24 protein-coding genes and 7 tRNA genes are annotated in these 24041 nt (G+C 66.1%); 11 read left to right on the top strand and 20 right to left on the bottom strand.

The genetic code is table 11. From position 1 onward, the window contains the following. Window positions 1–2: 2 nt before the first annotated feature. A tRNA-Leu gene (locus CLM74_RS13135) sits at window positions 3–88 on the bottom strand. A gap of 138 nt (window positions 89–226) precedes the next feature. On the opposite strand from CLM74_RS13135, the gene CLM74_RS13130 reads away from it, so the two are divergent. Further along, on the top strand, window positions 227–607 hold the full coding sequence (locus tag CLM74_RS13130; RefSeq protein ID WP_105164273.1) for a response regulator: 381 nt from the start codon (window positions 227–229) through the stop codon (window positions 605–607). 9 nt (window positions 608–616) lie between these two features. On the opposite strand, the gene CLM74_RS13125 is transcribed toward CLM74_RS13130, so the two are convergent. Continuing rightward, complete coding sequence (locus tag CLM74_RS13125; RefSeq protein ID WP_158684149.1) at window positions 617–1573, bottom strand: SOS response-associated peptidase family protein; 957 nt, start codon at window positions 1571–1573, stop codon at window positions 617–619. 78 nt (window positions 1574–1651) lie between these two features. Between CLM74_RS13125 and CLM74_RS21535 the strand changes: the two genes are divergently transcribed. Continuing rightward, complete coding sequence (locus tag CLM74_RS21535) at window positions 1652–2068, top strand: GNAT family N-acetyltransferase (protein WP_025879241.1); 417 nt, start codon at window positions 1652–1654, stop codon at window positions 2066–2068. 63 nt (window positions 2069–2131) lie between these two features. Here CLM74_RS21535 and CLM74_RS13120 read toward each other — a convergent pair. The 7 genes from CLM74_RS13120 to CLM74_RS13090 form a co-directional block, all read right to left on the bottom strand. Further along, window positions 2132–2207, bottom strand: a tRNA-Glu gene (locus CLM74_RS13120). Window positions 2208–2256: 49 nt separating this feature from the next. Continuing rightward, a tRNA-Ala gene (locus tag CLM74_RS13115) sits at window positions 2257–2332 on the bottom strand. Window positions 2333–2375: 43 nt separating this feature from the next. Beyond that, window positions 2376–2451, bottom strand: a tRNA-Glu gene (locus tag CLM74_RS13110). A gap of 49 nt (window positions 2452–2500) precedes the next feature. Then, window positions 2501–2576: transfer RNA gene (locus CLM74_RS13105), tRNA-Ala, on the bottom strand. A 182-nt stretch (window positions 2577–2758) separates the two neighbouring features. Further along, window positions 2759–2834 (bottom strand) — tRNA-Glu (locus CLM74_RS13100). Window positions 2835–2887: 53 nt separating this feature from the next. Beyond that, window positions 2888–2963, bottom strand: a tRNA-Ala gene (locus CLM74_RS13095). 142 nt (window positions 2964–3105) lie between these two features. Then, entirely contained in the window at window positions 3106–3504 is a 399-nt protein-coding gene (locus tag CLM74_RS13090; RefSeq protein ID WP_099842834.1) for a MerR family transcriptional regulator, read from the bottom strand. A 183-nt stretch (window positions 3505–3687) separates the two neighbouring features. Between CLM74_RS13090 and CLM74_RS13085 the strand changes: the two genes are divergently transcribed. The 8 genes from CLM74_RS13085 (at window position 3688) to CLM74_RS13050 (ending at window position 13694) form a co-directional block, all read left to right on the top strand. After that, on the top strand, window positions 3688–4755 hold the full coding sequence (locus CLM74_RS13085) for a helix-turn-helix domain-containing protein (protein WP_032975236.1): 1068 nt from the start codon (window positions 3688–3690) through the stop codon (window positions 4753–4755). A gap of 85 nt (window positions 4756–4840) precedes the next feature. Next, window positions 4841–5644, top strand: coding sequence for a TlpA disulfide reductase family protein (locus CLM74_RS13080; RefSeq protein WP_105164271.1), 804 nt, complete (start codon window positions 4841–4843; stop codon window positions 5642–5644). Between the two features lie 30 nt (window positions 5645–5674). Next, the gene (gene dsbG / locus CLM74_RS13075) at window positions 5675–6517 is read left to right on the top strand and encodes a thiol:disulfide interchange protein DsbG (RefSeq protein WP_033831389.1); all 843 of its coding nucleotides are present in this window, start codon (window positions 5675–5677) and stop codon (window positions 6515–6517) included. Between the two features lie 520 nt (window positions 6518–7037). Next, window positions 7038–8480 (top strand): DcaP family trimeric outer membrane transporter, encoded by a 1443-nt coding sequence (locus CLM74_RS13070; RefSeq protein ID WP_105164270.1) that lies wholly within the window; start codon window positions 7038–7040, stop codon window positions 8478–8480. Between the two features lie 78 nt (window positions 8481–8558). Beyond that, on the top strand, window positions 8559–9911 hold the full coding sequence (gene adiC, locus CLM74_RS13065) for an arginine/agmatine antiporter (protein ID WP_025879235.1): 1353 nt from the start codon (window positions 8559–8561) through the stop codon (window positions 9909–9911). Window positions 9912–9931: 20 nt separating this feature from the next. Next, on the top strand, window positions 9932–12220 hold the full coding sequence (locus CLM74_RS13060) for an Orn/Lys/Arg decarboxylase N-terminal domain-containing protein (RefSeq protein WP_025879234.1): 2289 nt from the start codon (window positions 9932–9934) through the stop codon (window positions 12218–12220). Between the two features lie 28 nt (window positions 12221–12248). Continuing rightward, entirely contained in the window at window positions 12249–13151 is a 903-nt protein-coding gene (locus tag CLM74_RS13055; protein WP_025879233.1) for a cation diffusion facilitator family transporter, read from the top strand. Window positions 13152–13259: 108 nt separating this feature from the next. After that, entirely contained in the window at window positions 13260–13694 is a 435-nt protein-coding gene (locus CLM74_RS13050; RefSeq protein ID WP_025879232.1) for a RidA family protein, read from the top strand. Here the strand turns inward: CLM74_RS13050 and CLM74_RS13045 are convergent. The 10 genes from CLM74_RS13045 to CLM74_RS13000 form a co-directional block, all read right to left on the bottom strand. Beyond that, window positions 13691–14404, bottom strand: a complete 714-nt coding sequence (locus CLM74_RS13045) for an energy transducer TonB (RefSeq protein ID WP_105164269.1) — start codon at window positions 14402–14404, stop codon at window positions 13691–13693. The two genes, CLM74_RS13050 and CLM74_RS13045, sit on opposite strands and share 4 nt — an antisense overlap. After that, a complete protein-coding gene (locus CLM74_RS13040; RefSeq protein ID WP_099784567.1) occupies window positions 14397–15197 on the bottom strand; it encodes a ChaN family lipoprotein in 801 nt (266 codons plus the stop codon). The genes CLM74_RS13045 and CLM74_RS13040 overlap by 8 nt, the downstream gene beginning before the upstream one ends. Next, window positions 15184–17658, bottom strand: coding sequence for a TonB-dependent receptor (locus CLM74_RS13035; RefSeq protein WP_105165020.1), 2475 nt, complete (start codon window positions 17656–17658; stop codon window positions 15184–15186). Before CLM74_RS13035 ends, CLM74_RS13040 begins: the two co-directional genes overlap by 14 nt. A 79-nt stretch (window positions 17659–17737) precedes the next feature. After that, window positions 17738–18661, bottom strand: a complete 924-nt coding sequence (locus CLM74_RS13030; protein WP_105164268.1) for a FecR domain-containing protein — start codon at window positions 18659–18661, stop codon at window positions 17738–17740. Then, window positions 18658–19167, bottom strand: a complete 510-nt coding sequence (locus tag CLM74_RS13025) for an RNA polymerase sigma factor (RefSeq protein ID WP_099784563.1) — start codon at window positions 19165–19167, stop codon at window positions 18658–18660. The genes CLM74_RS13030 and CLM74_RS13025 overlap by 4 nt, the downstream gene beginning before the upstream one ends. A gap of 141 nt (window positions 19168–19308) precedes the next feature. Continuing rightward, the gene (locus tag CLM74_RS13020) at window positions 19309–19848 is read right to left on the bottom strand and encodes a hypothetical protein (RefSeq protein WP_099784561.1); all 540 of its coding nucleotides are present in this window, start codon (window positions 19846–19848) and stop codon (window positions 19309–19311) included. After that, complete coding sequence (locus CLM74_RS13015; RefSeq protein ID WP_105164267.1) at window positions 19845–20372, bottom strand: hypothetical protein; 528 nt, start codon at window positions 20370–20372, stop codon at window positions 19845–19847. The genes CLM74_RS13020 and CLM74_RS13015 overlap by 4 nt, the downstream gene beginning before the upstream one ends. Window positions 20373–20440: 68 nt before the next feature. Continuing rightward, a complete protein-coding gene (locus CLM74_RS13010) occupies window positions 20441–20665 on the bottom strand; it encodes a hypothetical protein (RefSeq protein ID WP_025879228.1) in 225 nt (74 codons plus the stop codon). Continuing rightward, window positions 20650–21363 (bottom strand): glutamine amidotransferase, encoded by a 714-nt coding sequence (locus CLM74_RS13005; RefSeq protein ID WP_105164266.1) that lies wholly within the window; start codon window positions 21361–21363, stop codon window positions 20650–20652. The genes CLM74_RS13010 and CLM74_RS13005 overlap by 16 nt, the downstream gene beginning before the upstream one ends. Continuing rightward, on the bottom strand, window positions 21360–22133 hold the full coding sequence (locus CLM74_RS13000) for a YggS family pyridoxal phosphate-dependent enzyme (RefSeq protein ID WP_105164265.1): 774 nt from the start codon (window positions 22131–22133) through the stop codon (window positions 21360–21362). The genes CLM74_RS13005 and CLM74_RS13000 overlap by 4 nt, the downstream gene beginning before the upstream one ends. Window positions 22134–22208: 75 nt before the next feature. On the opposite strand from CLM74_RS13000, the gene ptsJ reads away from it, so the two are divergent. Beyond that, window positions 22209–23492: a transcriptional regulator PtsJ gene (gene ptsJ / locus CLM74_RS12995; protein WP_105164264.1), complete on the top strand. Its 1284-nt coding sequence runs from the start codon at window positions 22209–22211 to the stop codon at window positions 23490–23492. Between the two features lie 10 nt (window positions 23493–23502). Here ptsJ and CLM74_RS12990 read toward each other — a convergent pair whose 3' ends face one another. Further along, window positions 23503–24009 carry a hypothetical protein gene (locus tag CLM74_RS12990; RefSeq protein WP_025879224.1) on the bottom strand — a complete coding sequence of 169 codons (507 nt, stop codon included), beginning with the start codon at window positions 24007–24009 and terminating at the stop codon, window positions 23503–23505. Window positions 24010–24041 lie beyond the last annotated feature (32 nt).

The raw sequence follows: 24041 nt of genomic DNA, 5'->3' as shown, positions 1-24041 counted from the left end.
CGTGGTGCCGGTGAAAGGACTCGAACCTTCATGGGGTCACCCCCGGCTGATTTTGAGTCAGCTGCGTATACCATTCCGCCACACCGGCAGCAGCGGGCTAGTGTACCCGAGCCGGGCGGGCGTTCATAGAGGTGCGGGCGAACAGGGCCGAAATGGCTTCAAATTGTCGGTATCGGCCGACTGCTGGCTATACTGGCAACGCTTAACAGGCACGGAGCGATAGCCTATGTCAGCGTTGCAGGACCTGCGGGTGCTGGTAGTGGAGAACGACGAGATGAGTGCGGCGCTGCTGCAGATGCAGCTGGTGCATTCCGGTGCTCTGGTCGTTGGTCTTGCCGCGTCCGTTGCCGAGGCACTGCGCCTGCTGGAAGAGGCCAACCATGACGTGGCCCTGCTGGATTACCGGTTGGCCCACAACGAGACCAGTGAACCGGTCGCTGCGGCGCTGGCCGCGCGCGGGGTGCCGTTCGTGCTCGCCACCGGCATGACCGCCGAACAACTGCCGGTCGCGATGCGATCGGGGGTGCTGTTGATCAAGCCCTATCTGTCGGCGGAGCTGTCCAAGGCATTGGTCCGCGCAGTGGGGCGCTCCAGCGCAAACGCCTGATCCGACCGCTCAGGCGGCTTCTTCGTAGACGTAACGGATCTCCTCGCGGTCGTCGAGGATGGCGTACTGCGCCGCCAGGTTGTCCGGGTCCGGGTTGAGCCAGGCGTCCAGATGCTCGGCGCGGATCGGCAGTACGCCCCGGTCATGGCCGGCAGCGGCAACATCGATTGACGGTCCATCGGTGATGGTGGCGAACGACAACAGGCGTCCTTCCGGGCCCTCCCATTCCGCCCACAGGCAGGCCAGCAACAAGTCGCGCGGCGGATCAGGGCGGAACTCCAGCACCACGTCCTGTTCCTTCTCGTCGTTGTGCAGGGTGCGGCCGGCAATGGCGTGGCGAGGAACGTGCTCGTAGAAGGCCTGTACCACCACCACGCCGTGGCGCAGTCCGAAGGCCCCGCGCCAATAGCCTTCCAGGCTGTCCCGCCGCGCATTGTAGGTGCCGGGATAGAGGACATCGTTGCGCGCGGGCTTGTCCGGAAGCCGGCATTGATAGCGCATCGGCTTGATCACGCGCCGGCCATTCTCGCTGACCATCACCGGCGCGTAGGTGCCAGGAAAAATACGGTTGTCGCGTGGCAGCAGCTGTTCCCGATGCAGGTCGTCCAGTCGTGCCTGCGTGCGGTCGATGCGGTTGCCGGCAACGCGCAGGTCATTGCGCGCCTTCTGCGTGGGACGGGCGGCCAGGGTTGCATTGGCGATGTCGCGACGCTCAAGCTGCCGCTCCAGCTCGGCCTGCAGCTGCTGCCGCTCCTGTGCATGCCATTGCTGGATCTTCGCCACGAAGTCGCGGCCCAGTTCAGTGCGCGCACCGGCAAATCCGTCGTCCATCGCTTTCGGCGTTTTCGGTCGTTTCTTGCCGGGATCATGTGCATAGAGTTCGGCGAACTCCTCCAGGGAGAGGACGGCGCCGAACTCGCGTACCAGCTTGGCGTAGTCGGCGCGGATCAGGGCGGAATAGCACATGGGACTCTGCCGGAAGATGGGTCGCAGCGGCTGCGACGTGGATGCGGCAGGATAGCTCGACCTTCCAGGAGACGTTGCATGAATGATCCAGAGACGATCCAGTTCCGTCAGGCGGTGCCGACGGTTGAGGACTACTGCCAGCTGCGTGCGCTGGCCGGGCTCAGTGCAAAGACCCATGAGGCGGCGACGCGGGCATTGCCCAATACCGTTTTCGGTGTCTGTGCCTACCAGGGCAGCGAGCTGGTAGCGATGGGCCGGATCATCGGCGATGGTGGTTGCCACCTGCAGGTCTGCGATATCGCCGTGCTGCCGCGCCTGCAGGGGCAGGGTCTGGGCAAGGCGGTGATGCAGCGTCTGAGCGACTGGATGCAGGGCAACCTGCCGCCGTCGGCGTATGTGAGTCTGTTGGCCGATGGCGAGGCACATCGGCTGTATGCGCAGTTTGGCTTTGCGGCGACCGCGCCAGCCTCGATCGGCATGTATCGCCGGTTCTGAAACGCGGTCACCAGGGAATCGCAGGCAAAGAAAAACCCCGGCCGAAGCCGGGGTTTCAAAGATTGGCGTCCCCACGGGGATTCGAACCCCGGTCGCCACCGTGAAAGGGTGATGTCCTAGGCCTCTAGACGATGGGGACGCACGAAAAACTTCAAGTTGTAGAACTTTCGACGGCCTAATGCCGAAAGTGGTGGAGCCAAGCGGGATCGAACCGCTGACCTCCTGCATGCCATGCAGGCGCTCTCCCAGCTGAGCTATGGCCCCATGAAACCAGGATTCCTGCTGGGAGCAGGGTCCTCTTTGAAACTGGCGTCCCCACGGGGATTCGAACCCCGGTCGCCACCGTGAAAGGGTGATGTCCTAGGCCTCTAGACGATGGGGACGCACGAAAAACTTCAAGTTGTAGAACTCTCGACGGCCTAATGTCGAAAGTGGTGGAGCCAAGCGGGATCGAACCGCTGACCTCCTGCATGCCATGCAGGCGCTCTCCCAGCTGAGCTATGGCCCCGTGTTACCGAGCCGCCTATCATACCTGCCTGTTCACATTTGTGGAAGCTTTTTTTGAAGCTTTTTCATCGAATCGTTCATTGCCACAAGGGCAGGAGCGTTCCGACGCCACAACCTGAATGCCGGTGGGCGGTGAACAAAAAAGACCCGGTTATCGGCCGGGTCCTCGTTGTTCATGATGAGTGGCGTCCCCACGGGGATTCGAACCCCGGTCGCCACCGTGAAAGGGTGATGTCCTAGGCCTCTAGACGATGGGGACGCAGATCTCATCAATGTTCTTTGCGACCTTTCGACGGCCTAATGCCGAAAGTATGGTGGAGCCAAGCGGGATCGAACCGCTGACCTCCTGCATGCCATGCAGGCGCTCTCCCAGCTGAGCTATGGCCCCACGTCGCTGAGGAGCGAAATAATAGCTGTGCCCCCGGGGGTTGGCAAGCGCTTTGTTGCACTTTTCTACACATGGCGCGCGATGGCGCGGAGGCGATTTCCGCCTGCCAGGCAGCACATGTGTCGACGCAGACGCCAGGCGCTCAGCGGTCTTCCCCGGTCAGCGCGGCCAGGATCGGGCACTGGTCGAGCGCGCCATGTCCGGGGCAGGCTTCGACCAGTTGCGAGAGGGCGCCATGCATGCGCTGCAGTTCGGCCATCCGCAGTTCGATGTCCTGCAGTCGAATCCGCGCGGTGTCACGCACGCTGCCCATGTCCTGCGGAGGATGATCGCTGAGGGAAAGCAGTTCACCGATCTCGTCGAGGCTGAAGCCCAGAGTCTTTGCCCGGCGGATGAAGCGCAGGCGTCGCAGATCCTGCTCGCCGAAGATGCGATAGCCACCTGCCGTACGTGCCGCGGTGGGCAGAAGCTGCTGACGTTCGTAGTAGCGGACGGTGTCGATGGGGACGCCGGCCTGGCGTGCCAACTGACCAATGTTCACGGCGGACTCCTCTGGACCTGCCGCGCATAGTCATCCCTGGACTCTGGTCAAGAGTCAAGGCTTTGCCTGCGTCGCCCATTCAGCACACTTTGCAACTTTCTTCATAGCCCCCGGGGCAAAGCAGTTCCTACCCTCAACCTGAACCGGCCGCTCGACGGCCTGAACCGGAAGAGGAGGTGGGGAGTGGAGGGAATCAGCAACGAAGGATTCGTCGAGGTTGCGGTGGTTGAATACCCCGGAGGCGACCCGTCGGCTGCATCGGTGCTTGCCGAAATGGCGCACGTCGCCAATCGTCTGGCGCAGCAGCAACGACGGCCCTGCAAGCGGGTGCTGGTTACCCGCTGGATTGTGCCTGCCAGCAATACCGGCGTGCATCGCATTGCCGGTGCCGAAATGCTGGACGCGGCAATTCCCGCAGTGATCGCCTTGCCGGGCCAGGTCAGTTCCGGTGCGTCGCTGCGCGCCGAGGATGTCCTGCTGGACTGGTTGCGGGCCCACTACGACGGCGGCAGCCTGCTGGCCGCCGCAGGTGACGGGGTCAGTGTGCTGGCACGGGCGGGTCTGTTGACGGGGCGCACGGTGTCAGGCCCTGACCTCAACCGCCATCCGGCGCTGCAGGTGCAGGTCGGCAGCTGGGCACCCAGTGAGCGTGCACTCGTCGATGATGGCGATCTGCTCACCGTGGGCGGGGCCCAGGCCTGGCGCTTCCTCGGTCTGCGCCTGCTGTACCGGCTGCACGGCCAGGGCGTGGCCAGCGCGGTGGCACAGCAGTTGGGGATAGTGGTGCCGGTGGGGATCCAGCAGGATCTCGAGCGATTCAGTGCCAACTTCGCCCATGGTGACCGTGACGTGTTGAAGGCGCAGCGCTGGCTGCATACCACGGCTGCACGTGGGGCGACGCTGGGAGCAATCTGTGAGATCTCCGGCCTGGAACCGCGGACCCTGCAACGCCGTTTCCTGAAGGCGACCGGGCTGCGGCCCATCGAGTACTGCCAGCGACTGCGCGTGGCCAAGGCGCAGACGTTGCTGCAGCAGGGCGCCAGCATCGACGAAGTTGCCTGGGGGGTGGGCTACGCTGATCAGAGCGCATTCCGCCGGCTGTTCCTGCGCATCGTCGGCATGACGCCCGCCAACTATCGTCGCCACGTCAGCAATAAACGCCGCGACCGTCCGCTGACGCCTGCCGTGGCCGGCAGTCTGCGAGGGCTGCGCGCCTCGCCAGGCACGCAGCTGGGGCGCAACGCCGCTTGATGAACGCTGTTGGATGCGTCGTGCTTGCATCGCAGGCACGACGCTTTGACCATGCGGGTCTGTGCAGGCGAGAGCGGGTGAGCTGATGTCGAGTGTTGGGCCGGTGCCGATGCCGGTGGTGTTGATCCTGATCTTCCTGTTGCTGGCGATGGCCATTGCGCGGTTCTGGTCGCGTGCTGAGCCTGGCCAGGCTCGGCCACCTGCAGCCGGGATGGTGCTGGACATGCTGCTGGTTGGCCTGCTGTGTGGCCGGCTGTCCTTTGTTGCCGCGCATTTCAGCCTTTATCGTGAAGCTCCCTGGAGCGTGCTGCAGATTGCCGATGGTGGGTATCACCTGCCCGTTGTGATTGGCGCTGGATTTGCCTGGGCGCTGTGGCGACTGCGCAGGCATCGCGCGTTGAGGGCGCCGGTGCTGGCAGGTGCGCTGGCCGGACTGCTGCTGTGGGGCGGTGCAAGCCAGGGGCTCGCGTACTGGCAGGCAAAGCAGATGCCGCTGCCGACACTGCTGGTAGTCGACCTGCAGGGCAGGGCGATCGACCTGCAGCAGTTTCACGGCAGGCCGCTCGTGCTGAATCTGTGGGCCAGCTGGTGCGGCCCGTGTCGCCGGGAGATGCCGGTACTGGCGACGGCCCAGCAGGAGCATGCCGATATCCAGTTCGTCTTCCTCAACCAGGGCGAGACCCTTGCCGAGGTCCAGACCTTTCTAGCCGCTGAACACATCTCGCTGGGCAACGTCCTGCTGGATGAGTCATCGGCTGCCTCTACCTCGCTGGACGTCCGGGCTTTCCCCTCCACGCTCTTCTTCGACGCGCAGGGGCGGTTGCAGGAACTGCATCTCGGCGAACTGACGCAGGCCGGTCTTGAACACAAACTGCGCCGGCTGCGGTAGCCTGCGCTGGCATCCCACTACGGAGTTTCCATGTTGTCGATTTCCCCGCGCATCGCGCATACGCTGATGCTGCCGGCCATGCTGGCGCTGGCTGCCTGCAGCCAGGCACAGACCCCGCCGGGCAAGGATGCCGCTGCACCGGCAACGGCTTCGGCAACGGCAGCCGCCAGGAAGGGTGAGTTGCCAGCTGTCCTGAAGGGCATCGAGAAGCATGGCTTCGAGGTGGTCTCCGAATTCGACGCGCCGGGCGGCCTGCGCGGCTTTGCCGGCATGGTTGGTGGCCAGCAGCCGGCGGCGGCTTACGTGACCGCCGATGGCAAGCATGTGCTGGTGGGTAGCCTGTTCGACGCCGAGGGCAACGAAGTTGCAGCCGAGACGCTGGAGAAGCTGGTTGCCGCGCCGATGTCGGCCAAGATGTGGAGCAAGCTGGAGGCCAGTGCCTGGGTACGCGATGGCAAGGCCGATGCGCCGCGCGTGGTGTACACCTTCAGTGATGCCAACTGTCCTTACTGCCACAAGTTCTGGGAGGCGGCACGGCCCTGGGTGGACGCAGGAAAGGTGCAGTTGCGCCACATCATGGTCGGCGTGATCCGCGAAGACAGTCCGGCCAAGGCGGCGGCGATCATGGCCGCGCGCGATCCCAGTGCGGCACTGCTGGAGAACGAGCATCAGTTCGATCGCGGTGGCATCAAGCCGCTGCCCAGCATCAGCCGGGACATCGCAGCCAAACTGGATGCCAACCAGGTGCTGATGGTGGAGATGGGCTTCCAGGGTACGCCCGGCATCCTGTTCCAGGATGCGCAGGGCCAGGTGCAGCGACGTGCCGGCCTTCCGCAGGGCAACGATCTGCAGGCGGTACTCGGCCCACGCTGAGGCCCCCGGGCTGCTGAACCGAGTGACAGGCCCACATGGCGACATGTGGGCCTGTTGCTTTCTGCGACAGTCCCGGCGAAGAGGGCTGCGCACGTCACGAACAGATGTCACGTCTGAATCGTGACTGACATCAAGCATTTCGCTTTGATCCCAATCAAGGCCAAAAACGACAGTCGAACTAGCCTTGGCGCATGGAATACAGCGTCACTGCGCTATGGATGCCGCACACGTCATGCCCTCGAGAGGGCGTGCTCGCAATGCCATTCACGACACTCTCACCCAGCGCTTGTTACCCAGACCCCTGCGGTCGCCACCCCTTCGGCAGCGCTGCCGCAGTGGAAGCGACTCCGGCGCTGTCCGGGCAGGTGGGGCAATGTCATCGCCCTGTTGCCTGCATCGCGCAGGCTGGCGACGGTCGTCGACGCAGTACCCGCATTTCCAGCAACGGCTCGTTGAGGTCGGGGCGGCGCACGCGCGCTGCTCGGCCGCGCGGCGGAAGTTCCAGTCCGGGGAGGATGCAATGCGCTTGGCGGTACTGAGTATGGGGTGCCTGACGGCGATGGCAGCGATGCCGTTGCACGCACAGGAGGATGCGCAGGCATTGCGTCGGGAGATCGACGCGATGCGGCAGACGCTGCAGGGCATGCAGCAGCGTCTGGACCAGCTTGAACGACGCGAAGAGCGTGCGGCTGCGGCTCCCGTTGTACTGCCGACGCCGACGTCCACTGCATCGCAGGCGACCACGACGGTGTCAACCGCCAGCGGCATCCTGCACCCGACCCAGGTTCCCGGCGTGTCGCCGACCGTGCTGCCACAGCGTGAGTCGGTGGCCGATCCGTCAACGGCGGCCTCGCGCCCGGACAGCGCCGCCGGCCCGACCGATCCGGACCTGAAAGGCTTCTTCGCCATTCCCGGCACCGACACCGTGATCCGCATCGGTGGCTATGCCAAGCTCGATGCGATTGCGGATTCGCGCGGCGCAGGGGACGAGGATCAGTTCATTCCCTCGTCGATGCCGGTGGGCGGCAGCCATCGCGATGTTTCGAGCTTCAACATCCACGCCAAGCAGACGCGTTTCAGTTTCGAGGCGCGGCGGCCGACCACCCATGGCAACCTGCGCTTCTATCTGGAGAATGACTTCTTCGGCAGCAGCGATGGCTATCAGTTCCGCCTGCGCCATGCCTATGGCCAGCTTGGCAACACGTATGCGGGTTACGGGTATTCCAGCTTCATGGACCCGGACAGCCTGCCCGACACGCTGGATTTTGCCGGACCCGGCGGCGCCGGTTACCTGCTGGTGGCCGGCATCCATCACAGCTTTGCACTGGGCAAGGGCAACACCCTGACCCTGGCCGCCGAAGACCCGGACACCGAGCTGGCCGGCGCCAGCGATGCGATGGCGGCGGTCAATCGATTGCCGGATGTGAGTGCCATCGCGCGCATGGAGCGTGACTGGGGCCACCTGCAACTGGGCGTCGTGGCGCGCAATCTGGCCTACGACGGCGATGCCCGCCGTGACCGCGTCTTTGCCGGTGGCGCGCAGCTCAGTGGCTCGGCCTCGGTGGGGGAACGCGATCTGTTGCTGTTCGGCGCGCTGGGCGGCCGCGGCCTGAGCCGCTATACCGCCGATCTCACCGGTTCCGGTCTTGACGCCGTGGTAGGTGCCGATGGACGCATCGATGCGCTGGACCTGCACGGTGGCTTCGTCGGCTATACCCACTACTGGTCGGATCTGTGGCGCTCGAACCTGATCTACGGTCAGCTGACACTCGAGCGCAATGCGGCGCTGCCGAGTGATGCATTCCGGCAAAGCCGCTATGGCGTGTTCAACCTGATCTGGAGCCCGGCACCGTCGTGGACGATGGGCATGGAACTGCTGTACGGCCGCCTGCAGCAGCAGAGCGGAGCGCGCGGCGACACGGTCCGGGTGCAGGGCAGCCTGCAATACAACTTCATCAAGTAGGCGCCAGCGGCAGCACGCCAGCGTAGCCATTCCCCACGCCCGGGTTCACCGGGCCCATGCCAGGTACAGGAGATTGTCATGGCAGAAGCAAAGAAAATCGGGGTGGTCGGAGCCACCTTCCTCGTCGCCGGCAACATGATGGGCTCAGGGGTGTTCCTGCTGCCCTCCAGCCTGGCCAAGATCGGTACCGCCTCGATATGGGGGTGGCTGATCACCACAGCCGGTGCGCTGCTGCTGGCTTTCGTGTTCGCCAAACTCGGCAAGCTGGCGCCCAAAGCGGGTGGCCCGTATGCGTATGCACGCGATTGGTTCGGTCCCTACATGGGCTTCCAGACCAACACCATCTACTGGTTCGCCAACTGGATCGGCAACGTTGCCATTCCCATCGCGGCGGTGGGCTACTTCAGCTACTTCTTCCCGATCCTGTCCGAGCCGCTGGTGCGCTGCATCGCGGTGCTGATCCTGGTGTGGGCGCTGAGCTTTGCCAACATGATCGGACCGGCGTTCGTCAGCCGCGTGCAGACGGTCACCACCAGCTTCGCGCTGGTGCCGATCCTGGGTATCGCCATCTTCGGCTGGTTCTTCTTCGATGCCGACATCTTCAAGGGGGCCTACAACGTTTCCGGCGAGTCGAACTTCGGTGCGATTTCCAGTGCTGCGGCACTGACCCTGTGGGCCTTCATCGGCGTCGAGTCGGCCTCGGTCACGGCCGGCGTGGTTGAAAACCCGGAGAAGAACGTGGCCCGCGCCACCCTGGCCGGTGTGTTCCTGGCCGCCATCGCCTACATCGCCAGCTCGTCGGTGATCATGGGCATGGTGCCCAACGGCGAGCTGCAGGTGTCTGACGCGCCGTTTGCACTGGCGGCGGCCAAGGCCGTCGGGGGCTGGGGTGGTGCGCTGGTCAGCCTGTGCGCCTTCATCGGCGCCGCAGGTTCGCTGGGCGGCTGGATCCTGCTGACCGCGCAGAGCGCCAAGGCGGCCTCCGATGATGGCCTGTTCCCGAGCATCTTCAGCAAGACCAACAAGGACGACGTGCCGGTCAAGGGCGTGCTGATCGTGGCCGTGCTGATGACCCTGGCGGTGCTGGTGACCTCCACCTCGAAGACGGCCTCGGCCCAGTTCGACGTGATCACTTCGGCGGCGGTCGTACTGACGCTGCTGCCGTACATCTATTCGTGCGTGGCCTGCTACTTCGTGGTGGAGCGGTCGCACACGCTGGTGCACACCGGTGCGTTCTGGACCCTGACCAGCCTGACGGTGGTGTACTGCCTGTGGGCGATCTACGGCTCGTCGGGAACGATCGTGCAGTACGCCTTCCTGTTCGTGCTGTTCATCACTGTGTTCTATCCCTTCTTCAGCGAGGAGCGTCGCCAGCAGCGGCAGCGTTCCCGCGAGGCGGCGGCAATTTCGTCCGGCGCCCAGCGTTCCTGAGTTAGACAAGGAGAATCAACGTGTATTTCAAGTCCCTGGATTATCCGGTCATCGTCATTGACGGTGACTACGACTCGCCGCGCATCGGCGGCATCCTCATCCGTGCGCTGGTGGAAGAGCTGCGCAGCAATGACCAGCGCGTGCTGTGCGGCCTGAACCTGGACGATGCCCGTGCCGGCGCCCGTACCTATGTAGCCGCTTCGGCGGTGCTGATCTCGATCGACGGCAGCGAGGAGGTCGATGGCGAGTTCCAGCGCCTGACCGCCTTCCTGCGCGAGCAGAGTGCGCGCCGGGCCAACCTGCCGGTGTTCCTGTATGGCGAGCGCCGTACCATCGAGAAGGTGCCGAGCAAGCTGCTCAAGTACATCCACGGCTTCATCTTCCTGTTCGAAGACACCAAGAGCTTCATCTCGCGTCAGGTGATGCGTGCGGCCGAAGACTACATGCAGAACCTGCTGCCGCCGTTCTTCAAGGCGCTGATCCACCACGCGGCCGAGTCGAACTATTCCTGGCATACGCCGGGCCATGCCGGCGGCGTGGCTTTCACCAAGTCACCGGTCGGGCGCGCCTTCCACCAGTTCTATGGTGAGAACACGCTGCGCAGCGATCTGTCGATTTCGGTGCCGGAGCTGGGCTCGCTGCTGGATCACACCGGCCCGATCAAGGAGGCCGAGGACGAGGCCGCGCGCAACTTCGGCGCCGACCACACCTTCTTCGTCACCAACGGTACGTCGACGGCCAACAAGATCGTGTGGCATGGCACCGTGGCCCGCGGCGACGTGGTGTTCGTCGACCGCAACTGCCACAAGTCGCTGCTGCATTCGCTGATCATGACCGGCGCGGTGCCGGTGTACTTCACGCCCAGCCGCAATGCGCACGGCATCATCGGCCCGATCAGCCTGGACCAGTTCACCCCGGAAGCCCTGCAGCAGAGCATCGCGGCCAATCCGCTGGCCAGCCAGGCCTACCAGGCCGGTTCCAAACCGCGTATCGCGGTGGTGACCAACTCGACCTACGACGGCCTGTGCTACAACGCCGAGAAAATCGCCGAGGAGATCGGCAGCGCGGTCGACTTCCTGCATTTCGATGAGGCTTGGTACGCGTATGCCGCGTTCCATCCGTTCTACGAGAACCACTACGGCATGGCCAAGGGCAAGCCGCGCGAGCAGGACGCGATCATCTTCACCACTCATTCCACGCACAAGCTGTTGGCCGCGTTCTCGCAGGCCTCGATGATCCACGTGCGCAATTCGGCCAGCCGCGACCTGGACGCCGAACGCTTCAACGAATCATTCATGATGCATACCTCGACCAGCCCGCATTACGGCGTGATCGCGGCGTGTGATGTTGCCTCGAAGATGATGGAAGGGGATGCGGGGCGTTCGCTGGTGCAGGAAATGCATGACGAGGCGATCGCCTTCCGCAGGGCGATGCTGCATGTACGCGACGATCTGGGCCGCGATGACTGGTGGTTCAGCGTATGGCAACCGACAAAGGTCGAGCGCAGCCTGGACAAGGGCGATACACCGGCACCGCTGGTCGCCAAGCGCGAGGAGTGGTACCTGCAGCCCGATGCGCATTGGCACGGGTTCGAGAACCTGGTCGATGACTATGTGCTGATCGATCCGATCAAGGTGACCCTGTTGACGCCGGGGCTGTCGATGGACGGCAGCATGGGCAAGCTGGGCATCCCGGCTGCGGTGCTGAGCAAGTTCCTGTGGGGCCGCGGCATCACCGTGGAGAAGACCAACCTGTATTCGGTGCTGTTCCTGTTCTCGATGGGCATCACCAAGGGCAAGTGGAGCACGCTGGTTACCGAGCTGATGGCGTTCAAGGAGCTGTACGACCGCAACGCGCCGCTGACCCAGGCGCTGCCGTCGCTGGCCGCCGACTATCCCCATGCCTATGCCGGCTGGGGCCTGCGTGACCTGTGCGACGCATTGCATGCGTTCAACCAGGAGTTCGCCGTGGCCAAGGTAATGCGTGAGATGTACGTGGACCTGCCGACGCCGGTGATGACCCCGGCCGATGCCTACAACCATCTCGTGAAGGGCGAGATCGAGCGGGTCGACATCGAGCAGATCAGCGGCCGCATCGCTGCGACGATGCTGGTGCCGTATCCGCCGGGCATCCCGACGATCATGCCGGGCGAGCGCTTCGGCGACCGCGACGAACCGATCATCCAGTCGCTGCGCATCGCCCGCGAGCAGAACGCGCGTTTCCCGGGCTTCGAGTCGGATGTGCATGGCCTTATCATCGAGCGCGATGGCGACGTGCCGTCCTACAAGGTGGAGGTGCTGAAGGCCTGAGCCGGTACGGTCGGCCCTTCGGCGGACGATGGATACCGCGCGCGAGCAACGCATCCTGAAGTTCTCGATCGGGGTCACCGTGGCGGTCAGCGCGGTCGGCTTCATCGGTGGCCTGCTGGTGGGATCGCAGGCCATCCTGTTCGACGGCATCTACAGCCTGGTCGACGTAGCCCTGACCCTGGTGTCGTTGTCGGTGCTGCGGCTGGTGGCGCGGGAGCACAGCCCGCGGTTCCAGTACGGCTATTGGCACCTGGAGCCGATGGTCGAGGCGCTGGGCGGGGTGATCCTGTCGCTGGCCTGCGTGTATGCGCTGGCCAACGCGGTGATCGGCTTGACCACCGGCGGGCACGAAGTGAAGTTCGGACCGGCGCTGTGGTGGGCGGCGCTGCTGAGTGCCAGCAACCTGGGCATGGCCGCGTTCGTGGCCCAGCGGGCCCGCAGGCTGCAGTCGGCATTGCTGTGGCTGGATGTGCGCGGCTGGTTGCTGGGGGGCTTGATGAGCCTGGCGGTGGTGCTGGCCTTCGTATTGGCGCTGGTGCTGCATGGTGGCCAGTGGCACCACTGGGTGCCCTATCTGGATTCGATCGTACTGGCGTTGATCAGCCTGGCGGTGTTGCCGGTGCCGGCGCGCAGTGCGTGGAAGGCCATGCGTGAAGTGCTGCAGGTGGCGCCCGATGACCTGGACGAGCGCGTGCAGCAGGTGATGCAGGCATTCGTGGCCGAGCATGGCTATGCCGGCTTCACCAGCCATGTAGCGAAGATGGGGCGGATGCGCTTCATCGAGATCCACATCCTGACGTCGCCGTCTACGCCGCTGGGCACGGTGGGTGAGGTGGATGCGATGCGCGATGAGATTGCAGTGCGGTTGGACGCGCGAAGCAGCACGTTCTGGCTGACGATCGATTTCACCGCGGATCCGGCGTGGACCTGATCCTTCCGATCGTTGCGTGCGTTGGACCGCTCTGTTGCATGCAATTGGTTTGACCTCAACAGCAGTTGAGGTCGCAGACTGCATCGCATTCCCCACAAGGCATGCGGTATGAACCTGCTGACCACCCCGGACTTCAGCCATGGCCTGCTGGATCTGTTCGATCCGCCCGGCCTGCACGATCCCAGTGCCAACGGATATTCGCATGTGGCGGTGGTGCGACTGCCAGCGCGTGTGATCCATATCGCCGGACAGGGAGGCGAGGACGACCAGGGAAGCCTGTCGCCGAGCTTCGAGGAGCAGGTGTCGCAGGCACTGGACAATCTGCAGACCGCGCTGCGGTCGGCGCATGCGGATCTGGCCGATGTTGCACGACTGCGGATCCTGGTGGTCGACCACGACGAGGATCGCCTGGGCATCATCGCCCGCCAGGTGCGGCGACGTTGGGCCAATCGCGCAGCGCCGACCTGCACGTTGATTCCGGTGCCGCGGCTGGCGTTGGACGGAATGCTGTTCGAGATCGAGGCAGAGGCCTACAGCGCTTAGCGCAGGTAGTACTCCACCGGCACCACCAGTTCCTGCGGAGCTGGCAGTTCTTCTGGAATCCGGGGCAGAGGCTGCGCGCGGCGGAATGTCTGCAGCGCGCTTTCATCCAGCATCGGCTGTCCACTGGACTGTTCCATACGCAATGCCCGCAGGTGGCCGTCGCGGTCGATGCTGGCCCTGACCCATGCGGTGCCCTGCTGGCGCCGCGACCTCGCTACGGCGGGGTAATAGCGGTAACGCTCCAGCCGCGCCATCAGACGGGCTTCCCACTGGTCGCTGGCGGCGCCGGCCTGGAAGTCCGCCGGTGGTGCGTCCGGAGCGGGCGGTGCGGCCGTGATCGATGCCGGTGCGGAACGGGCATCGGTCGCGGCCGCAGGTGGGGCCACGGGCAAGGGCTGGTGGCCGTCGCCATTCTTCTCGCTGGCGGCGAGGTTGCCTTCGGGTGCCGCCGTGGCCCGCGGTGGTGGAGGTGTTTTCCGCGCTTCGGCTGCCCGCGATTGCTGGGCCTGGCTGAGGCGTTCGGACTGCAGTTCTTCCACCGGCTGCGGCGGCGTGGCTGGCGCCAGCAGGCGCAGGCTGATGCGCACGTCCTGTTCGGGAGGCGGTGGCAGCGGCGGAGTGGACACCCAGTGGACGAACAGCAGCAACGGCAGCAGGTGCAGGCCGATGCTGATCGTCACCGCTTGCCAGTGCTGCCGACGCTCACTCATCGCCGACCACCCACAACAGATCAGCGTCATCTCTCGCCACATCTTCGTCGACTGAGGCCAGCGCGATCACCAGCGCTGGCGCAGAGGTTGGCAGATAACCGGGTACGCCCGTGCCACGCAGCACATGCCAGCGGCCGGCGACGAGCAGGGCGGGTGCCGGCGACTGCATCAGCACCCGTGCCATCCGCGTGTCGCGCGCGTGCTGAACGGCGAGCATGCCGTCGAGCATGGGCGCAGCGTCGGCGTGCTGGGCCAGCACCACTGCTGACAACCGTTGCCGCGCGCCGTCGGCCGGGAACACCACCTCGGGCGATGACGCCAGCAGCGTATTGACTTCAGCGCGCGACAGGTTGCTGCCCTGCAGGCGGATGCCGCTATCGGTGGCGATCTGTACCAGTCCGCCATAGCGTGTCCAAGGCCAGCGGGGATCCCAGTCCAGCAGTTCGGCCAGCCGTTGCGATTCTGCCCGGTTGCCCTTGTCCAGCCAGCGCTGCACACGCTGCAGTCGCGGCTGGCGTTCGCTTTCGATCATCTCCAGCACCAGCGCGCCCTGCGGGCGCTGCTGCTGCAATGCCTGCAGCAGCCAACGTTCGGCGTCATGGTCGGCATCGATATCGTGACGCTCGCCGAGCAGCACGCGCTCGGCGGCAGCAACCCGCTGCACGAAGGCAGCCTGGTCGAGCTCCTTGCCACTGGCCAGGTCGATCACCTTGCCGGGCATCGGCTGCGCGCCGGCTGCCGCCGCCAGCGCGATCAGACCCAGCCCCAGCCAGCGCCGGCTAGAACGCCACATTGACGCCCACCGAGACGGTACGGCCACGGCCGTTGCCGCGGTCCAGGATCGGGCTGAAGATGCTGTCGATGGAGGCGTTGTTGTCATAGGCCTTGTTCTGCAGGTTTTCGATGTTCAGCCACAGCGTGGTGTTGGCCTGTGGCTTGAAGCTGGCGTAGAAATCCAGCAGCACGCCGGTGCCGCCGGTCTTGCGGGTCTGGAAGAAGTCGTAACCCTCTTCGGTGGGGCCGGAGTACTCGGCGCGCACACCGGCCTGCAGGCGCTGCTGCCACCAGCGGCCGCCGACATCCAGCGTCCAGTAGCGGTCGGGCAGGGCGGTGATGTCTTCCAGGTTGACGAATTCGATGGCCGGCGCGCTGGTGCGCGAGCGGGTCCAGCTGAGGGTGGCGTGGTAGTGCTCGCTGGCGTAGTGCGCTTCCAGTTCCAGGCCGCGCATGCGCACCACGCCGGGATGGTTCATCCAGCGCGTGGTGGTGCTGAAGTCGTCCACCTCCAGACTGTCGGTCCACGCGTTGAGCTGCGGGTCGCTGTCGATCGGTACCACGAACGGTTCGACTTCCGGCAGATGCACGATCAGCAGGTACTGTGGCTTGATGTAATCGCGGATGCGGTTGTCGAAGCGGGTCAGGCGCAGCTGCACCAGGTCGCCGTCGACCAGCAGCGAGCTGGCGCTGAGGTTGGCGCCGAACTGCAGGTTGCGCGAACGCTCGCGGCGCAGGAAGGGGTTGGCGCCGACGCCGTCGGCATCGCTCATACCTTCCAGCGGGATCTTCTCGAAGAACATTTCCTGCACGCGCGGCGGCCGCGAGGTGCGCGAGACTTCGGCAAAGAGCTGCAGCCAGTCAGTGGCCTGCACCGACAGTGAGAGGCTGGGGCTGAGCGCATGCTGGGTGCGATCGACGTCGATGCCACCACCTCCGATCTCCAGGCATTGCCCAGGCACATCCGAGCAGGTGGGGACGTGGCCGCGGATGTTGTAGCGGTCCTGGCGCAGGCCCGCCGACAGTGCGTAGGTGTCGTACTGCAGCTCCAGCGTGGTGAACACGCTGTCGAGTTGGCTGCGCCCTTGTGGGTTGGCGCCACGCAGGGTGGGGGTATCGGCAACGAAGATGTCCGACTGGTGCTTGATGCCGGTGTTCCAGCGTGCCTGTACGGCGCCGAGGTCGAAACGGCTGGTGTTGTCCACGTTCCAGCTGCTCAGGCTGCTGTGGGTACGCCGGCCGATGTAGCTGGAATCTTCCACCGGCGGGTAGAACAGCCGGGTCTTGTTGGCGGCGAAACTGGCGCGCAGGTCGATCCACGGCGAGTAGGGCGTGTAGTGGTAGCTGGCGCGCTGGTTGCGGGCGGAAATCTGCCAGGGATAGTTGTGGTAGAAGTCGTTTTCATAGCGCATGTGGCTCAGGTCCAGGCGGTGCTGGTCGCTGGGCTGCAGGCGCGCCTTCAGCAGCCAGCTGCTGGGCTGCTGGCTGCCGGGGTCGGCATCGTTCTTCTGGCCATGGGACGTGGCGTATTCGCTGCTGCGGCTGCTGCTGGCGGCGGCCAACAGGCCGAACTGGCGATCGCCACCGTCTTCGCTGTGGCGCCAGGCACCGGCGAAGGTACGTCCGCTGCCATAGCCATTGTTGCCATGCCGATAGCCTGCACGCAGGCCCCAATCGCGGCCATCGGAGACCAGGTCTTCAATGTCCAGGGTGCGGAAGTTGGCACTGCCGGCCAGCGTGCCGGCACCCTCGCCACCACTGACCGCGCCGCGCTGTACGTCGACGCCTGCCAACAGGAACGGGTCCACGTAGGCGAACGGGCCGCCCGAACCATGGCCGGCGTTGTTGCGGAAGGTCTGGGTGACGCCGTCGATCATGGTGTTGACCCGGCCTGCGCCGGCCATGCCGCGGATGTTGACCTGCAGGCCGGGCTGGCTGCGCGAGTGGAAGCTGTGCGTGCCGGGCATCGAGCGCAGCAGGCTGTTGCCGTCCTGGCGCTCGGCCATGGCGACCCGCTCGCTGCCGATCTTCGGCGCGAAGCCATCCTGCGTGGCCGGAATGTACTGGCTGGCACCCGTGCCCGGTGTCGTGGCATGGGCAGTGCGCCCCTGCACGCGCAGCGGGCCGGTGTGGCGGCTACCGTCGCCGGTGCTGGCCGGCGCCGGTTCGAGGGTGGCACGGCGTGCATCGATGAAGCGCGCGCGCAGGCCACTGCCGGCCAGCAGCCGTGCCAATGCCTGGGTGTCGTCGAAGTCACCCTGCAGGGCGGGTGCGCTCTGGTTGGCTGGCATGGCACGGCCGATCACCAGATCGACGCCGCTGAGGCGGCTGTAGGCGTCCAGCGCGGTGACCAGCGGCTGTGCGGGAATATCGTAACGGCGGGTTGCGCTGGCCTGCGCCTGCGCGGTGGCAGCAAGCACGGGGGCGATACCGGCGCAGGCAAGAGACAGTGCAAGAACAAGGGGGCGGTGGGACAGCATCGTGGGCTCCAGGGAGTGACGCAGTGCGTCGTCACCCTGGGAAGACGCAGCGGTGGCCCGGATGTCAGGGTCGATGCGTTCAGCGTGCATCGGACGATGCCTTCGCCGGCAGCCACACCTGCAGGTTGGGCCCGATACGGACAACGCGCACGTGCAGTTCGGCGGCCAGCTGGTCGCGGCTGTGCGCGGCCGTATCCGCGTCGGCCAGCACCGTGACCGGCTGCCGCCGCAGTGCGTCGCCGGCGATCCAGGTGCGGCCGCCGTACCAGCGATCCAGATCCTGGACAACGTCAGCCAGCGGCGCGGAGACCCAGGCCAGCCGGCGTTCGCGCCATGCCAGCTGCGCCGGGGCTGCTGCAAGCGCGGCCGAGGGCGCCGTGCCATCGAAGCGCAGCTGCTGGCCGGCGGCCGCTTCGCTGCTGCCCGAGCCACTGTCCACGCGCACCTGGTGTTCGGTGACGGTCACTACGCTGGCATCGCCGTTGACCGCGATATCGAAGGCAGTACCCACCGCCGTGACCGTACCGTGCGGCGTATGCACCTGGAACGGACGGTCGCGATCAGGTGCGACCTGGAACCAGGCCTGGCCGTGCCGCAGCTGCAACGCACGCCGGTTGGCATCGATGCGCACGCCCAGTTCGCTGTCCGGCGAGAGCTGCAGGCGAGAACCGTCCTGCAGGCGCACCTCTTCGATTTCGCCTGATGCCGTGCGCAGTGTCTGTTCCGGCGGGAGGGCGTTGTGCCGGGTGTAGAGGCCGAGCGCACACAGCAGCAGCACGGCGATGCCGGCTTCGCGCAGGCGCCGGCGCTGGCGACGCTGCTGTTGCCGTTGCAGGCTTGGCAGTGCTGCACCGGCCTGCCACAGCCGCAACAGGTGCTGGTACTGCGCCGCGTGGCGTGGATCGGCCTCGTACCACTGGGTGAAGGCAGCTTCGTCGCGCTGTTCGTCGTGCGCATGCAGCCACCAGCGCGCTGCCTCGCGGGCAATCGGATCCTGGCTCATGCGGTCGGCACCTGCTGCAGGGCCACCAGCGCGCGCAGCAGATGGCCATGCGCGGTCTGCCGGCTGATGCCAAGCTGGCGGCCGATGTCGGCAAGGCCGAGCTGTTCGACGCGCGCCAGCAGGAACACCTCGCGCGAGCGCGGCGGCAGGGCGGCGATGATCGCGTCTAGGTGACGCAGTTGTTCGGCATCGAGCAGGCGTTGCTCGGGCAACGGGGCGGGATCGGCGATGGCCTGCAGCTGCGCGTCGTCCAAGGCCTCTTCGCGACGCCGCTGGATCAGGCGATAGTGGTCGGCGATCAGGTTGTGGGCGACGCGATACAGGTAGGCGCGGCCATTGCCGAGCAGGCCGCTGGCGGCGACTTTGACGACACGCAGCCAGGTTTCCTGGACGACATCATCGGCGTCACTGCGTTGTGGGAGTTTGCGACGGACGTGGGCGTGCAGCGGCCGGTAATGGGCGGCGCACAGCTGCGCGACATCCGTCGATTCGACAGGCGTGGGCACGGGGCGGGCGAAGGCTGGGGAAGGGAACAGCCCGCGGCGGCAAGGGCAGCGGCATTACCTTACAGTAAAGGAGAATCATTTGCATCTACAGGCGGGGAGGCAGGGTGCCGAGCGGATGGGCGTTGGCGGGTGCAGAGAGCGCTACGGCGAGCGCGCAGCGTTGGCCATCTGCAGCAGCAGTCTGTGGGCAGGGAAAAGGCGCAGGGTGGAGTAGCGGGCGCGGTAGTAAGCATCCCAGTAGCTGGCGGCGCGTTGTCGGCAGAGGTCGAAGAAGGCGTGGTTCTCGCTGATGAGCGCGGCATAGCGCTGCAGGCCGGTGTGCCGCGCCTGGATCGCCACGGTCGATGCGATCTCGTCTACGTACTCACCCAGCAACGCGAGATGGAAGGCATGCACCCAGGGCATCGGCGAGGGCCCCAGCGTCTCGATCGCACGTTGCCGTACATGTCCGTCGCAGTGACGCGAGAGCAGGCAGAGGCAGAGGGCGCGCGTATCACCCTGCAGTTGGGATGCGAGCCGGAACAGGTCCGTGGCGTCGGCGTAGATACGATAAGGGAACCGCAGCAGTTCGCCTTCGATGATGAGGCTTCGTTCGCCATTGCCCGACAGGTTGTCGATCCGGCCCAGCCGTTGCTGAAGGTCGGTGCAGGTTGCCTGCAACACGCGGGGAACGTCGATCAACGCGACGGTTCCGCCAGCGTGATGCCGCGATAGTCGCAGTGGATCTGCAGGCTCTCCGTGGCGTTGGGGTGCAGATCGAAGCCGCACCGCTGCAGTGCATGCTTGGCCGCTGCAACGGCGTCGGCATGGCGGCTGACGCGCTGCTGCTGCCAGCGCAGTGGAGTGAACACGCCCAGCGGAAGCAGGCGCAGGCGCTGGCCGTGCAGGACCAGCGAGACATCCACATGACGCCCGTCCAGATCGTGGCCATTGGCGCCGAAGATGGCGTCGATCTCATCATGGCGATGCCGATAGCAGCAGCGGAACACGGCGATGCCCAGCCGCCGGACCACGCGCCGGAAGCCGCCCAGCTGTCCCTGGCTGCATTCGAAGCCGCGGGTGACCAGCAGACGCAGCGTGGACGGCAGCAGGGCCTGCGCGTCGAGCAGGCGCTGCAGAACCTCGGCCTCGACGATGACCTGTGACGCGGGCCAGCGTGGGGCAATGCGCAGGCCGTCGATGGTGCCGCGTGACAGTTTCAACATGCGTGAAGCTTCGCATGGGAGTGGGTAGCCGGGTAGTGCCGGCCGCTGGCCGGCACCTGGCGCGATGGTCAGAGATCGCGGTACTGGATCTGCGCGGCCAGCACGCGCAGGCCATCGGCAGTGCTGGAGAGGATGCGCTCCTCACCGATGCCCTTCTGCCGTTGCAGGCTGAAGCCTTCGGCGGCGGGCAGGCGTGCGGCGATGGCATCGATGCGTTGCAGCGCGTTGGGACCGTCACAGTCGAAATGGCCCCAGTGGATGCCGTTGTGCTGGATGGTCAGGCGGTAGTGCATGGGCGGGTCTCCGGCAGGTCGTGCAGCCACTGTTGGAACATCGCGGTCGCCGCGGCGGCGAGAGGCCCGCCGTAGCGACGGGCCTGCGCGCGCAGGTCGATGGGATCGATGCCGGCCGCGGCCAGTTCCAGCGCGTGGCCGATCAGCCAGCGCTCGAACTGGCGCGCATCCAGTTCGGGATGGCATTGCAGGGCGAGTGCATGGTGGCCGATGGCGAAGGCCTGGTGGCGACAGGCGGCCGTACTGGCGAGGCGGCGTGCGCCCTCCGGCAGTTCGAAGGCTTCACCATGCCAGTGCAGCACCGGGATGCCCTGTAATGCCTGCAAAGGCGAGCGCTGGCCTTCATCGGTGAGCAGCAGCGGTGCGAAACCAATTTCCTTGCCGCCGGTGGGGGCAACGACCGCATGCAGTGCGCGCGCCATCAACTGGGCGCCCAGGCAGATGCCCAGCGTCGGCCGCTGTTGCTGCAGGCGACGCTGCAGCAACGCGATGCTGTCGGCGAGGAACGGGTAGGCCGCTCCATCGTTGACGCTGATCGGGCCACCCAGCACCACAAGCAGATCGGCATCTTGGGCAGCATCGAGTGCATCCACGCCGGCTTGCAGTGCATGTACCTGCCATCCCTGCGCGAGCAGCAGCGGATGCAGGGTGCCAAGATCTTCAAAGGCCACGTGCTGCAGGGCAACGGCGCGCTTCATGCCGGTGCTCCCGGGGCGGGCCAGTAGAAGCTGTCGGGCGTGGAGCGTGCACCGAAGATCGCCTGGCCAACGCGGACGACGGTGGCACCTTCCTCGATGGCGACTTCAAAATCACCGGACATGCCCATCGACAGCTGCGACAGGTCCAGGCCTGCCGGCGCCGTCTGCTGAAGCTGGTCGCGCAGCTCGCGCAGGCGCACGAAGCAGGCGCGTACGCGTTCCACCTCGGGGGTGAAGATGGCGAGGGTCATCAGGCCACGCACGCGCAGGCGGTCGAAGGCGGGCAGCTGCTGCACGAAGTCGGCCACCGCCGCCGGCTCCAGGCCGTATTTGCTGGGCTCGGCCGAGGTGTTGACCTGTACGAACACATCCAGCGTACGGTCCTCCAGCAGCAGCCGCTGCTGCAGCGCCTCGGCGACGCGCAGGCTGTCCAGTGCCTGGAACTCGCTGGCGAAGCGTGCGACGTACCGGGCCTTGTTGGTCTGCAGGTGGCCAATGACCGACCAGTGCACGCCAAGGTCAGCCATGGCCTCGGCCTTGCGCTGCGCCTCCTGCACCTTGTTTTCGCCCAGCTGGTGGCAACCGGCGGCTACGGCCATGCGGATGCGTGCTTCATCGACGGTCTTGCTGACCGGTAGCAGGCGCACGCTGGCCGGATCACGACCGGCGCGGGCACAGGCGCTGGCGATGCGCTGGTGCACGGTGGCGAGATTGGCGGCGATCTGTTCGACGGACTGGGCGACGGGCCAGTCGGCGGCGGCGAGGGACATGGGGCACCTCCGGTGCGGGGTGGCCAGGGTGGGATACACTGGCACAGGACAAGAGATAGTTTGGCATAGGACAAAATGAAAATCACCGGGAACAGCGCCGAAGCGATCTTCGACAGCATCCGCGAGGGCATCGGTAGCGGCCATCTGGCGGCCGGCAGCGTGCTGCCGCCGGTGCGGGATCTGGCCGATCGACTGGGGGTCAACCGCAATACCGTAGCCGCTGCCTACAAGCGGCTGGACGCGGCGGGCCTGGCCAGTACGGCGGGACGCCGCGGCACTGTGGTGCGCGGCCTGCCGGCGACGATGGCACGCGAGGGCAGTGCACCGGGATTGGCCCTGCACGATCTGGCCGGCGGCAATCCGGATCCGCGCTGCCTGCCCAGCCTGCGGGTGGCTGCGACGTCCTCGCGCTTGTATGGGGTGGAGACGGTTGATCCACGCATGCAACGCCTGGCACGGGCCTCGCTGGATGCCGATTGCCCGCCGGGCTATGCGCTGGAACTGAGCCACGGCGCGGTCGATGGCATCGAGCGCCTGCTGTCGGCGTGGCTGCTGCCGGGGGACCGCATCGCGGTGGAGGATCCCTGTTTCCTGGGCAGCCTCAATGTCCTCGGTGCGGCCGGACACGTGCCGTTGCCGGTGGCGGTGGATACGCACGGCATGCAGGTGGAATCACTGCGGCAGGCGTTGGATGCGGGTGCACGCGCGGTGCTGCTGACCCCACGCGCGCACAATCCCACCGGTGCCAGCCTGGATGCGAAGCGTGCGCGTGCGCTACGCCAGTTGCTGGCCGGGTATCCGCAGGTGGCGGTGCTGATCGACGATCACTACGCGCTGCTCTCGCAGCAGAGCTATCACTCGGTGCTGCCGATGGACGGTCGGCGTTGGGCGCTGCTGCGTTCGTTGTCCAAGGCATTGGGCCCGGACCTGCGCGTGGCCTGGTTGGCCTGCGATGGGCAGACCGCGGTGCGCCTGCGCCTGCGCCTGGCGGCGGGCACCGGCTGGGTCAGCCATCTGCTGCAGGATGCAGCCAGTTCGGTATTGGAGTCGGCGCAGCAACGGGCGAAGGTGGCTGCCGCCGGTGAGCGCTACCAGCAGCGGCTGCAGGGTCTGCAGGCCCTGCTGCAGGCGCGCGGGCTGCCGACACCGATGCCGATGGAAGGCTTGAATCTGTGGCTGCCACTGCCGACCGACAGCACGCCGCAGGTGCTGGCGCTGGCGGCGCGTGGCTGGCATGTGCGTGGGGGTGAAGTCTTTGCGGTGTCTGCACCGGCGCATGGGTTGCGCATCACCTGTGCGGCACTCGGCCCGCCGCAGCAGCGTCGGTTGGCCGATGACCTGGCGGCGGTGATGCGCTGAGCGTGCGCGCTCAGGGCGCAGCGCTGGCGCCGGGGCGCACGTAGTAGGACTGGCCGCTGTCGTCGAGGAACACCAGCTCCGGCTTGCCCTGCCAGGAACTCAGCATGGCGCCGGTGTTGTTCTGGTGCTTGACCATCAGGCTGGCGCCGCGGTCCGGGTTGGCCACCACCTTGAAGACTTCGGTGGTGCCGGTGGCATCGTCAAGGGTCAGCAGGGCTTCGCCACCCCGGTCGCTGGTGCCGTAGCCGCCGCGCTCGGAGCCATCGGGGCCGAGCAGGATCAGGCCGGACAGGGCGGTGGCACGCGGCCCCTGCGGGCGGCCCCGGCTGAGGGGGTCGGGAACCGGGGCGCCAAGGATCACCCGCGGCTGGCCGCTGGCATCGTGGATGATCAGGCCGCGCGCTTCGATCACGCGGTGCGGTGACTGGCTGCGATGCAGGTTCCAGGCTGTCCAGCCGGAAACGAGCAACGCGAGCATGGCGACCACCAGGGTGGTCAGGGTCAGGGCACGAGCCATTGTGTATTCCTTCCTTGGACGTGGCCGACGAT

It is taken from the genome of Stenotrophomonas sp. MYb57 (genome assembly GCF_002966815.1).
GTDB lineage: Bacteria > Pseudomonadota > Gammaproteobacteria > Xanthomonadales > Xanthomonadaceae > Stenotrophomonas > Stenotrophomonas indicatrix.
The sequence above is the reverse complement of the archived record's forward strand: the minus strand, read 5'-3'. Positions and strand labels throughout refer to the sequence as shown.